9 protein-coding genes and 1 pseudogene are annotated in these 12,318 nt (G+C 63.3%); 3 read left to right on the forward strand and 7 right to left on the reverse strand.

What is annotated here, in order from left to right:
- Positions 1 to 179 precede the first annotated feature (179 nt).
- Positions 180 to 713 (forward strand): hypothetical protein, encoded by a 534-nt coding sequence (locus ACWEKR_RS31910; protein ID WP_452357650.1) that lies wholly within the window; start codon positions 180 to 182, stop codon positions 711 to 713.
- Positions 714 to 878: 165 nt separating this feature from the next.
- Here ACWEKR_RS31910 and ACWEKR_RS31915 read toward each other — a convergent pair whose 3' ends face one another.
- The 4 genes from ACWEKR_RS31915 to ACWEKR_RS31930 all read right to left on the reverse strand — a co-directional run bounded on the left by ACWEKR_RS31915 (position 879) and on the right by ACWEKR_RS31930 (position 5,479).
- Complete coding sequence (locus ACWEKR_RS31915) at positions 879 to 2,564, reverse strand: enoyl-CoA hydratase-related protein (RefSeq protein ID WP_452357640.1); 1,686 nt, start codon at positions 2,562 to 2,564, stop codon at positions 879 to 881.
- A gap of 865 nt (positions 2,565 to 3,429) precedes the next feature.
- Complete coding sequence (locus ACWEKR_RS31920; RefSeq protein ID WP_452357641.1) at positions 3,430 to 3,756, reverse strand: hypothetical protein; 327 nt, start codon at positions 3,754 to 3,756, stop codon at positions 3,430 to 3,432.
- A 380-nt stretch (positions 3,757 to 4,136) separates the two neighbouring features.
- Positions 4,137 to 4,364, reverse strand: coding sequence for a type II toxin-antitoxin system ParD family antitoxin (locus ACWEKR_RS31925; protein WP_452357649.1), 228 nt, complete (start codon positions 4,362 to 4,364; stop codon positions 4,137 to 4,139).
- Between the two features lie 155 nt (positions 4,365 to 4,519).
- Positions 4,520 to 5,479 (reverse strand): alpha/beta fold hydrolase, encoded by a 960-nt coding sequence (locus tag ACWEKR_RS31930; protein WP_452357642.1) that lies wholly within the window; start codon positions 5,477 to 5,479, stop codon positions 4,520 to 4,522.
- Between the two features lie 499 nt (positions 5,480 to 5,978).
- Between ACWEKR_RS31930 and ACWEKR_RS31935 the strand changes: the two are divergent.
- Positions 5,979 to 6,206 (forward strand): annotated as a pseudogene (locus tag ACWEKR_RS31935) (IS701 family transposase); the annotation flags it as partial.
- Positions 6,207 to 8,066: 1,860 nt separating this feature from the next.
- Here ACWEKR_RS31935 and ACWEKR_RS31940 read toward each other — a convergent pair.
- From ACWEKR_RS31940 to ACWEKR_RS31950, 3 genes are all read right to left on the reverse strand, one after another.
- Entirely contained in the window at positions 8,067 to 8,390 is a 324-nt protein-coding gene (locus ACWEKR_RS31940; protein ID WP_452357643.1) for a tail fiber domain-containing protein, read from the reverse strand.
- Between the two features lie 65 nt (positions 8,391 to 8,455).
- Positions 8,456 to 8,626 carry a hypothetical protein gene (locus ACWEKR_RS31945; RefSeq protein ID WP_452357644.1) on the reverse strand — a complete coding sequence of 57 codons (171 nt, stop codon included), beginning with the start codon at positions 8,624 to 8,626 and terminating at the stop codon, positions 8,456 to 8,458.
- Between the two features lie 798 nt (positions 8,627 to 9,424).
- Entirely contained in the window at positions 9,425 to 9,742 is a 318-nt protein-coding gene (locus ACWEKR_RS31950; protein ID WP_452357645.1) for a hypothetical protein, read from the reverse strand.
- 517 nt (positions 9,743 to 10,259) lie between these two features.
- On the opposite strand from ACWEKR_RS31950, the gene ACWEKR_RS31955 reads away from it, so the two are divergent.
- Positions 10,260 to 11,687, forward strand: coding sequence for a C40 family peptidase (locus ACWEKR_RS31955; protein ID WP_452357646.1), 1,428 nt, complete (start codon positions 10,260 to 10,262; stop codon positions 11,685 to 11,687).
- The last annotated feature ends 631 nt before the right edge of the window (positions 11,688 to 12,318 follow it).

The raw sequence follows: 12,318 nt of genomic DNA on the forward strand, positions 1-12,318 counted from the left end.
GCCGGGTACATGAAGGTCGGTGTGGTGTCGTGTCACGCCGACATGAAATCATCTGTAGATAAATATTACTCACCGTTCTGCGCTTGGACTCAGTACAGAATGAGTCGGCGTGTCAGTTTGGTCTACCGCGCAACATCTTTGAGACTCGGTGTGGCTTATGATGTGGTGACAGATGCGTTGTGGTCGAGGCTGGAGCCATTGATTTTGGTGCGACAGCGACGCTTTCGACATCCGGGCCGTCGACGGACCGAGCACTGGGTGGCATTGGAAGGCATCCTGTTTCCCCCACCGGCATAGGCTGGAACCAGCTGCCGACCGCACTGTTCGGGCCTCCGGCGCGACATCTGGTGACCTTTGAAGAGGATGTGTGGTACTTCGAGCAGCCGCCGTTCCGCCTGCCGCCGCGGCTGCCGTGGCGACTGCGACACGCGGGTCTGCGGGCACCGGACCTGATCTACTTGATGCGTGCGGGACTTGTGCCGGAGCTGCGTTCGGCCGATGTGCTCGTGTGCAGTAACGATGAGGCGGGAGACCTCGCCGACTGCGCGGAACTGCACTCCTTCGTCCGCGGCCTGCGCTGCGACCAAGACGCGGTCACCGCCGGTCTGAGCCTGCTCTGGAACAGCGGCGCCGTCGAAGGCCACGTCAACCGCACCAAGATGCTCAAACGGCGAATGTTCGGTCGCGCGAAACCCGACCTACTCCGCAAATGAATCCTGCTCAGTCACTGATCTTCACGCGACCCGTCAATCACTGAAAATCGGCCAGATCCAAGATTCAACCGACGTTGACACGCTTCACTTGATCGTTCGCTTCGACGTTCGCCACGACGTTGTCGTGATGACGCGGAGGGCAGTGGTGGATCCCGGCGGTTGAACTCAGCTGAGCAGATGTGGTGGTGTCCGAGCTGGACGCGCCTTGTGTACGAATTCTCGTCTCAGCTCGTGGTACGACTCAGAGAGGAAGTTTTCACGCATATAGGCCAGCTCCTCGCTGCGATACGCAGCCAAGGGTTTGATCAGTTGGTCAGCGGCTCGGCGTTGCTTTTTCACCATGAGTCGGTCCGCCAACTCGAGAGTGCCCGGCAATTCTTGCAGCTGTTGCCGAACCGAGTTCCAGAAGATGTCAGCACTACCAGGCAAGACACGATCGACCAGCCCAACCGCTGCCGCGTCTCGGGCACCGATCGGAAGAGCCTCACGCGTCAGACGCTCGGCCGTGGCCGCACCGACGCGCCGAGGCAATGTGTAAGTCCAGTACTCTGAACCGTGTAGGCCCATCAGCCGGTAGTGCGGGTTGAGGACGACCGATTCACGACACCACACTTCATCAGCTGCGAGCGCCAGCATTGCGCCGCCCGCCGCCGCGTTTCCTGGGAGAACCGAAACCACAAGCTTGTCCGTGGTGGTTAGTATTGCCTCCACCAGGTCGTTCATGGCGTTGATGTTGAGCCAAGACTCTCGAGCGGGATCCTCGGCTGCCTCGATCACGTTGAGGTGAATGCCATTGGAAAAGAAGTCTCGGGCCGGGCCGAGTGTAAGCACTTCAATAGGCCGCGCGCAGGCTTGCCGGAAGGCCTCCAGCAAGCTGCGGCATTGTCGGGTGCTCATCGCGCCACCAGCGAAGGAGAACTGCAGATAACCTACGGCGCCCGCTTCGGAGTAGCGCAGCTCAGACCAGGTATCGCGGAGTGCCGCCGCAACTGGTGTGACACGTACCTCCGGGATCGCTGCGGGTAGGTCGGGCCCAAGGGCATCTGTGGCCGGCAATTTGAACGTCGCAAGCCCAGTCATCCCGCGAAGACGCAACTCCGGCAGCCACACCGCACCATCGGCAGTCGCGCGGCAAACTGCCCCGTCACGAGTGGCGATCACCGAGCCCGGCACACCGCGGAGCTCGTCCTCGTTGTGCCCCCCGTGGAGGTAATACTCACGTCCGTACAGCTCGTCCAAAACTCCCGGTTGTGAATCCGCGGCGCGCAGCTTCCGCAACACGGTGCGGGTATCGTCAACGGCCCAGTCGATCCTTCGGACCCGCTGACTGTGGTAAGGCCGAGGTCGCCCAAGAACGCTTGGCCGCAGGTAGTCTAGCGGCTCAGGCTTGAACTGGCCGGCAGCGAATCGGTCAACCGCAAGTGATATAGCCTCCACAGCCGCGTCGGCAACCTCGTTCCGATACAGGTCGCTCTTGCCGCAATCAGTGACAGTGAAGGGCACAGAGGCCCAAATGGGTCCTGCGTCCATCTCCTCAATCGCCTGGAGCACAGTGACGCCCCAGTGGTGCGCCCCTTCGTGAATGGCCCAGTCGAGGGACGAAGGTCCACGGTCGCCTTCCGGCCCCGGATGCACGATAAGTACAGTATGCGAGGACCAGATGTCTTCCGGAATTGCGGTAGTAAGCATGGGCGCAATGATCAACTCCGGCTGGAAGGCCGTCACCCTCGTGCGCAACATGTCGTCGCCAAGGGCGAGTTCGACACCGACGTGGTGACCGGAGGCACGCAATTCCGTGTAGACCCGCTGAGTGAGACTGTTGAACGCGCTGGAGATCAAGAGGATGCGCATAAGCTCTCCTTCAAGCAATTCGCATCACCGGTTGACTAAGGGACTTCCTCCCTAGATCGGTCTTTGCGGACGTGATGGAAGCTGAGACTGTCAGCAGACAGCATCGAGCGGTATAGGGGAAATGCCTATACTTCCTCTTGCTCGCCCATACTCTGAATACTGTGCAGAGCCAGTGAAGTGGCCACCGGCAAGTCGGCGACCTGCGGTGGGCGGTCGAGGATGCTCGAGCGCGCCTGGTTCTCGGCGATCCCGGGTTCGACTGTCGCGGAGCCTGCGGGCATCCGCACTGTCGCTGGGTGCAGACCCATCTCTCAGCAGCAACACCATTGTCGCCGTGTCGCGCGCGAACAGGGGTCTCGGCAGTAACGGCACAGAAAGAACGAAGTTTCGTGTAGCGGCTGGTCAGCGTTGTTCGGACACCTACAGGCGCTCGATTTCGTGAGCGCGGCAAGCTTGCCGCCGCGGCGCCGGGCAAGCCCGGATCCTCACGTTGGTGACTGCACTGGTCGAACGCAGCGAGCGCCGATAAGTACAGCACGCGGGTAGTCAGGGTTCACGCGGTTCGCTCCAGGGGGCCTGCTGTCCCTGGGCTGGCAGGCATCGCGCTCGGGCCGTCGGCCCGGTCTCTGCCAATGACATGGGCTCGCGTCACGACCGGCACCGATCGACCGGTGATCGATCGGTATTGTGCTCCGCAGGATTGTGCCGCGACACTCGCTGGTGGCGGCCGTGCCGTAGTTGTCCTGGAAATTTATGCTGTGGGTACGGCAGAGTCCACAGGTGAGGAATCCGATTCAATCCAGATCACTGCTGGTCAGCTCAGTAATAGTCCGAGGTCCACTGCAGCGCCTCGCCGCGGTCATCGCTAGGTTCCCCGACGGGGTCGACGTTGCGGCTGCGGACCGATGCTTGGGTGTTCGGCGGCGTACAGTTCGCGCTGCAGCGCGGCCACCGCGAGGGTGAGGGCACGTTCGGCACGCTCACGCGCCGCGGCGACGAGCCCACCGACCTGGGCGGCCTGGTTCAGTAGTGCGTGGCGGCGCTGCGGGTCATCGGTGACGCTGGCGCGCACTTCGTTCTCCAGTTCTTCCAAACGCCAGGAGATCTCGTCGACGACCACCACCGGGGCCGTGCGATCGAGCCGCTTCAGCACCGCGAGGACAGTGGCGATTCGTTCTTCCAGACTGAGCATCTTACTCCCCAGGGTCCAGGTAACCGGCTGTCCGAGCCAAGGATAGCCCGACCACCAGGACTTAGAGATGTTCTCTATGATGAGAACCGCACTGCCAGACGCAAATATGACTCCGATGCCACGCTCGAGAACGTGGGCGGGCATGGCCTCGGCGCTCCTGAAGCCCTTGTGACGAGCCGATCAGTGGCGGGCCGGGCCGTCGCGGCGAGACCCGGGCTCCGGCATCCGCGCTGGTCGCCCGAATAGGTGTCCACACCTGTGACTCGTCTGCGGCTATTCCCGTGGCGTGCGACCCGCGTGCTGGACGAAGGGTCCACCAGCGCCACCGAGACCGGGTCCTAAGCGGGGCCGCCGGGCGACCGAATCCCACACCGACGCAGTCAGTGACCCCGGTCCAACTGCGGCCCGGTCGGGTGACCGATGGCGGCGGCTGCTGGCAAGAAGGCATCGAAGTCGAACGCTGTGGAGGGCCCGCTGCGCTCACCGGCGATGAGGGCCTCACGCAGCGCGTGCAGGTGGGTTTCGCGGTCTTCGAGCAAGCGCAGAGCCGAGCGCACGATATCGCTGGCCGAGCGGTCGCGTCCTGAGGCCACAGCGCGGATACCGATTCTTGGGAGTCGGAGCGGGTCCCGGCCGTTATCAGCCCGCCCGTCGCGGACCTTGGTGCGGACGCCTATGTCGAGGCAATCCGTCGTGCCCGCCAGGCTGGGCAGGTGGTGGCTGGCTCTGATCGTGGAAGGGCTCAGGTCATGGGAAGACAGACCTACGCGGTGAGGAGGGCGCGGTGAGCGGCCTCGACCTGGCCTGGATTGCCTGCTCGGGTCATCAGGCGGTCGATGGCGTCGGCCACCTGGTCGGGCTGCTCGAGAATCACCGAGTGCCCGGCGCCCTCGATCATCACGAGGTCGGAGTACTCGACGGCCGCGGCCATCGCGACCGAATGCGACGGCGGGGTCATCAAATCGCCGCAGCCGCACAGCACCAGAGTGGGGATTTGCGAGAGAACCTTGAGCGCGTCGGTCCGGTCGTAGACCATGAAGTCGTTCAGAAAACTCGCCATCGTGACGATCGGCGTCTCGTTGCGCATCGCGTTGGTCAGCGCCAGAACCCGCGGGCTGACCTTGCGATCGCCGAACTCGGCGGCACGGATGAGGGGGGCGAAGAGTGTGCAGGCCAGGAGTTTCGCGTGGTGCATCAGGCTGGGGGCGCGGCGGACGGCCGCCTGGAACGCGGAGACGACCGGGTTACGCAGGAGCTGGCCGATGCCCGTGTCGGCGAGCCCGCTGGCGGCGGTCGCCAGGAGCGCGACGCCCACGATGCGAGTGCCGATCTCGTGCGGGTGCCGTGCGGCGTAGGTCAGCACGGTCATGCCGCCCATCGAGTGGCCGACGAGGACTACCGGTCCGGTGGGGGCGACCGCGTCGAGAACGTCCCGTAGGTCGCGGCCGAGCTGCTCGAGATTGTAGGTCTTGCGGAACGCCGCGGCGGAGTCGCCGTGTCCGCGGTGGTCGTAACAGACCACCCGGGTGCGGGGGTATCGGCGCAGCAGCGCGTCGCGGACGTAGGTCCAGGACTCGCTGCGCAGGCAATGGCCGTGCAGGAGGAAGACGGTGCGGTCGGCATCGCGCGGACCGTACTCGCGAACCGCGAGAGCAACCCCGTCTGCTGTCGAGACCGTGACACGCCGTTGCGCCACGGTGGGGAGGGTGGTGCGGATCGTCATGAGCGGCTCCGGTTCGCTGGCGGGGGAGGTGTCGACCTTTCCGCCTTGTTCGCCACCGGCGACAGGGCCCGAGAGTGGGGACCATTGCCAAGGTGGAGCCGATCACCACCCAGTGGCCATCAGATTGGTTTTCTGAGTCGTGGTGTTGTGGAGTCCGCCTGTGCGGCCGGCTCCCGTGTCGGCCTACCCGGCGCCGTTGTCGAGGGCGGTCAGGGCGGTTGGCGTGACGGTGTCGTCACTGATGTTCTGCTCGCTGCACGACAACCAGTGTCATCGGATAGGTACCGGGCCCACATGGGGCATATACCTATTTCGGTCATGCGATCACCTATTTGCGTGCGCCTCGCGGCGGAGAGTGGCGATGTTTTCGTATTGCCGGTTGGCGTAGGGCGGTCCCGAACACAGGTAGCGCGCGCTGCAGCGGAGATCGGTTTCCGCCAGTGGCAGTTAACCGGAAGGGAGGTCGCTCTGGCTGCACTGGCTTCACACGGCTGCCGGCGTCGCCGCGGTCCCGGCCCGGGCTTGGCAGCGGATCTCGGCCGGTGCCGGAGCGCACGGGCCGCGTGATTACGACTGGGCGAAAGTCCCTTTCCGCGTCGGCTGGCAACCCGGCCGCGGGCACAAACTGCTGGCACGACGCTCGGCAAGTGATCCAGCCGAGATCGCCTACTACGTCTGCTACGGGCCGCGCCAGTCCACGGTCGCGGACCCGGCGTGGATCGCGGGGTTGTCATCGGCGAGCCGCGCCGGGGTCTTATCACCGAGCCACTCAGCGCCATCACCGCGGACATCATCACGGATTTCGCAGATATCCCAGTCCGCTGACCGCATAACCCCTGCTCTGCGAGTTCATCTGGCTCGGCGTCCGCCCGGTCTTCCAACCCCGCAATATACTCCCGCGCCGGGGCGGTGGCGGGGCGCCGAGAGGGCGAAACGGACACAGATCCTGGCCCGCAGCGACCAAGCTCAACTACAGCCCGTCATAACTACGACCCCAGTGCATTGCCGGAACGGCTGCCCGTAGTCCGCGAAGAGTTTCACTGGACGTTTGATTGTTTCCGTGACGCTCTGCGCTGAGGGACTGCAGTCGTAGGGGGATCCCCCATACCCGGTGAGGCCTCCGAGGTGCGAGCGTTATATCGGCATCAATCCGTCACACCCCTCCGGAGCCATGGCTGGAACCGAAACGGACCGTGTCCCGTGCTGTGCCCTGAATGACAGGTACGAACGAGTAAGAACTGCGGATTATACGAAGGGTCAAAAGCTATGCCAGAAGACCCGCACCGTAGACGACCGCCACAGACCATCGAAGATGCGAGTAGGGCGCTAGACGACTTGCTGTCGCAGCTCTGCGAACTCGCGTCACTCGCTGAGATTCTGGACACAGCAGCGCGGGAAAGCGGACTCAGCAATCCCATAGCATCCCGGCTACTCGATGCACTTCGAGCGGGTCTGTCATTTGCCCAGTCCTTCAGAGAGACGATCGAAGCCACGCGTGTAAGCGATGCCGCGAAGGCGGGGAAGTCACCGGGAAAGGCTGGCACCTCGACATAGGGACCCCAGGTCGTGGCCGGGTAACGACCCTATGAGGGCTCCGCTCGGTACCGGGCTGCCGTTCTGGATTTGCACGGGTCCTGGCACCTCGTCGCCCGTTCGTGTGCGGCCTGCTCTTTGCAGACGAGTGCCATGGCCGGGCGCGTGTTGCGCGAGCAGTGCCCACATGTCGTCGAAGGTGACCGGCTCTGCGGTCGCACGCGAGTCGCTGGCCAGGATACGGCGGGCTCCATCAGTCCGGCGAATCTGGTGGTCGTGAGCTGAGTACCTTGCCCGCGACACGAACCATGGCCGGTCGCTGCGCCCTATCACCCACCGGCACGGACAGCTACCGACTCGCTCCGTCCAAACGGGAATATGAAATCCAAGTGAGTCGATATGGCCGCAGACTCTCCGGCAGGCTGGAGCCTCAGCAGGGGATCAGACCGCCAGCTGGCTGAATCGGCGATCTTAATATCGCGCACCGGTGAATCTGGACCGCAGCTGACCGCATGGATGTCGCGTCGGTGAATTCGGGCACCCTACTTTGATAGCAGTACAGGCTTCAACGACCTCGCACAGCGGCTCTACCACGGGAAGAAGATCGAGATGACTCGCATGAACGACGACGGCATGCAGATCGGCTCTCCGTCCCTACTCTGGTCGTCAACTGCGAGAGTGAGGGAACAACCGCTACTGTGACCAAATCCTGGACCAGCCTCGCGCGCCGGAGTAGAACTATCGTGTGGCGCACACCAGCGACCTCCGGTGGGTACTCGACCGGTGTACTGAATGCAGCTGGCCGCAGCGCCGTATGGCTGCGAGGGGCGATCCCGATTACGGGGCCGAGCAAGTGCGGCTAGAGAACGAAGCGCGTGCCGACCTCGATAGGAGATTGCTGCGGCCGTAGAGGGTGTGGTCCCTCTTTGCCCACCAACTGGGAGTCGGGACGCCGTGGGTGGTCTCGGGTATCACCAAGCTCCGCAAACTGTTGGCGTTGGCTACGGCGTGATTGACTCTCCTGCGGCCGACATGGCAAGGCCAGAATTGCCGATCAGGATTCCGCGGGCCGTTGGCTGCCGCGCGCCTCTTCCTCCCGTGTGGCGTTGCGGATTCGGCCGAGTTCGGCGCGGAGTTCGACGATCTGCTTGTGTAGCGCCTGGATACAAACCAGGGCAACGCCGTTGGCATCGGCCATGTGGATCCTCTTGTCGGTGTCGCCGAGCCCGAAGCTGGCGCGCCAATCCTGTGCCATTGGGCCGAGATGGCGCACCTCAGGAGGTTCCCACTGATACCGCCACGTACTGATCGGCAGTTGCGCGACCTCGGCAAGAATGTCGTGTCCATTCATCACTCGCTCGTTGCCCGCTGCATCCATCGCGATAGACGGGATCTGCGGGGCCGACGCCCTGTGACGTCGGCCCCAACGTAGACCGAACACGCTCAGCAGTCCCACACCACTGCTGCGACATCGCGCTTGATCGCCCGGTCACTTTCGAGAACGGCGCTGGCAACACCAGACGCTGCTGTGGCCAACCCCGTGCTGACCGCAGCGACAACGGCGATCCGTGCTATCGCGGCGATGCCTGTAGTCATCGCGCTAATCTTCTTCACTGTCATATCCTCTCGACCGAGAATCCGGGCCACCGGCCGCGGTCCTCCTCTTCAAACCAACATGATTTCTCATGCCCGCCTCCCGCCCCCGAGCCGGGAATGCGAGTTTCCCAGTTTGTTCAGCTCCGTCGGAATGGGGGAAATCCCTACTAACACGAATGGGTTAGCCGGTCGAAGTCTATGTCTCCGCTTACTCGGAGATGTATGAGGATCGCGCGCCGCAGCCGCGATGGAGTCGCTGATGGAAGGCAGCTCAATCTTCTGGATCACGCTCTGATCACGCTTCTCTGGCGGATCTTGCCAAGCGCGTAGAGCAAGGTGACCGCGGCCAGCGTCTGGTTGACCGTTCGGGGGATGGATATCTTGCCATGTTGTAGCAGATGCCGTCGCCACGCGGTGACCGCGGCCTCCGTGCCGACGACATCTGTGCATCGCCAGGGTACTGGCGTGGTTGGCGAGCCTGGTGGTGTAGGCGCGTGTCTATCGCCGGTACGCGGTCGCTGTGCTGCACAAGCGCGCAGTGGGCGCAGACCAGCTCGGCCGGCCCAAGTCACCCAGTACCTCAGCGATCACCTCAGCTAGCGGAAGGCGAGCGTGTGGTGCGGGTGCCGCCGAAATTCATGGCTCACGCCCGCGACGCTGCGCGCACCTACGGCAAGTCCGATCCGATCGAGAGGGCTTGCAGTCGCCCGTGAAGCGCATCGAGAACCCGATCTTCCCATGGCCCCGCTCGACGGTGTCGAACGCGAGATCCGGCTACTGGCCCAGGTCGCCAGCCTTCGCTCGAAGCGGGTTCAACTATCCGCCGAACGCCGTCCCGCTGGCGAGAACCTGGCTGCTGCCCGCGGCGTCGGCTGCGCAATAGCAGGCATCGACCTGGGGCAGATGCGGCTCGGCGTGAATGCGATGCCCCACTCCCTGCGCCGTCTTGTCGAAAAGGTCGGTCGCGAAGCCGAAGAACCTTTCAGTGATCTTTCGGCTTACCGCATCGCAGCCCGGTGGGAGCGGCACGCTACCCGCTGCGGACGTACCTACCGTGGCAACCAGATCGGTCGTCCCGGTGCTCAGCTGAGCGGCGATCGCGGTGAGTTCTCCTGGAATGACGCTGAAGTACATCGGAAGCTCCTAAGACGGGCACCAGACTCGCACCGAGCGGCGCAATCAGAACGTTAGGCCATTCCCATTGTTGGGATATTGCGAGCGCTTGCCGTAGCGGTCACGTCATTCGCCGTCCTCCAGCGGGATTGTTGGCCATCCCCGAACCCGCTTGAGCAATCGCACGCAACCAAGCCCGTCCGTCCGTTGAATCAAGCAGCTCGGACACGGTCCGACCCGCTACCGAAACCAGTGGACAGAAGGCTTGTAGGGATTTCCCCCATACCGCGTACGGCGAAGACCTGGAAGCATCCCCTCAACATCCTGTCTTTCGAAAGGTCGGAATCTGCAATATGCAGCGCGGCAGATATGTTCGGTCCAGCCTGGCTGCTACTGCGTTCAGTGTCACGACCCAGCCTGCCATCGTGTCTGTGGAGTCGGTGGCCGATGTCGTTGAAATGGATGGACGCATACCTCTCCGTCTACTGATCAACAGTGCGGTGCCGTATTTCGGCTACCTCGTCCAGCAAGGTGAGTCGTGACCGATATCGAATCCGGGTCACTGCCCGACGCCGAAGCGGTAGGACTGGCCGACAGTCGCGGCGAGAAGGAAAGGTCGGCAAGGCCGGTGACGCCATGGTCAACGGCTGTGGGTGGTCGACGGCGCATCAGTGGCGAGATGGCGCCACTCGACACCTTGCCTTCAAATGGACAACCGATCATCGGTGGGGGTCGGGCACAGGAGCAGAATGCGTTATCGAGTCTCGATGCCAGCACAACGGAGCAGAATGCCGGCACCGCGATGCCCACGGTGTCCGCCTCGTCGGCGCCCGTGCAGCAGCCTCCGGTGGGCGCTGTCTCGGCGTTCGAGGCGCAGACGCGGCACGGGCTCGTCACATCAGAATCGGGAAGCCCAACAGGCGCCGCGGCTCAGTCTCAATCTCCGGGAGCATCGGCGTCATCGGTGGATGCGGAGTTGGCTGGGAAACTGGCGCCGATGGCGTTTATGGTCGGGACAATGGCGCTGCCTACGATCGCGTCGGCGTTAGCAGGTCTTGCTGGCGGCGGTGTGCGCGACGGTGAAGCGGAGACCGCTGGTGCGGGTGGAGGCCTGTCCCCTGAGTCGCAAAAAGCACTGCACGTACTGAATTCATTGGCGGCGGCGTACGGCGATGGGTCTTCTGAGCACCTCGAGGTGAAACCGTTGCCGCGAAAGGTCAGTGCGGGAACAGGTTCTGGCGATGCCGCGATCGCCATGAAGGCGAAGCAACTTTATCTGGCCAATGCCGCCGAGGCGTTCAACAATGTGGACAACCGGATCGCCAGCTACCTCCAGAGTATGGCCGGCAGCCACAATATCGATAAGAAGGCGATCGAGGCTCTGCTGCGTGAAGTCAACGTCGCACTGGCGGAACTCAAGTGGCAGGCATACACCAAGGCCGGACGGCAGAAGGTTCGCGATGTCCTCACCGCCGCGCTGCAGAAAGGACAGCGTATCGTCGCCGCCACGCAAGCGGATGCCATGAGAACTGCTGCTGCCATAAACCGCCTCAGCGACCAGTACTTGTACGACATCCTCGGACGAAGCGCACCCCCCCGTGGGGCGAGTTCGGCGGCGCACAAGGCTGTGCAGGTTGCGAAAGCGCAGCTCGGCGACCCTTACATCTGGGGGGCGGAAGGCCCGAACGCTTTCGATTGCTCGGGGCTGATGCAATACGCAGCTGCAAAGGCCGGCATCAGGATCCCACGCGTCGCCGCGGCACAGTACCAACAGCTTCCCAAGGTCCGCCCTTCAGATATCCGCCCGGGCGACCTGATTTTTCCGGCCAAGCAATTCAACGGCGGCAGCCCCAAGCATGTAATGATGTACATCGGAAACGGAAAATGTATATCCGCACCGTATTCTGGTGCGGTCGTTCACATCACGCCGCTGCCCAGGAGCTATCACGCCACTCGCTTCGCGTAGCGTGGTGACGGAAGACCGGCACCTATTCTGATCATGGCAGTCGATGCCAAGGTATCGCCGGGTGATGGCAGTTGACGATGTCGGCGGGATACTGGACTAACGCCTCATTTCAGCGGTCGCCCGACGAGCGCATCCACCAGCATGAAGGAGGCAGACGTTTCGCGATTCGGGTCCAGCTGCCTGCAATTTGCCGTACGGACCGTCGCGCGACGTCGCTGCGGGGTCAGTGGGCAGCGTCTGTCCGAGGGCGCGTCGCGCAGCGTGAACAGATCCGGCTGCGCATACGGGGGAAGGGCCCGGACCTCGGTGAGCGCTGTGGCGAGGGACTTTTGCGCGGTGCGGTGGCCTCGGTGTCACCGACCGCTTCGATGGCCTGGTTGGCGGCCTTGCTCGGCTGACGTGTCAACTATATGTCAGCCTCGCGGTTGACTTGCCCGTGATGTCGGAAGTGGTTGTTCTAGTGCCTCGTCAAGCAACCTTCGGTAGGTAATCAGGTTGCCGGATCTTGGAGTTGACGGCGAAGTCGCGTTTGGGTTGGGCGTGCTGGTTGTACCAGCGGATGTAGGCGCCGATCGCGGCGTCCTGTTCGTCATGGCTGCGGTGATCGGTCCCGTTCAAGGCGAAGTAGCGT

The sequence above is a fragment of the Nocardia sp. NPDC004573 genome, from assembly GCF_053602135.1.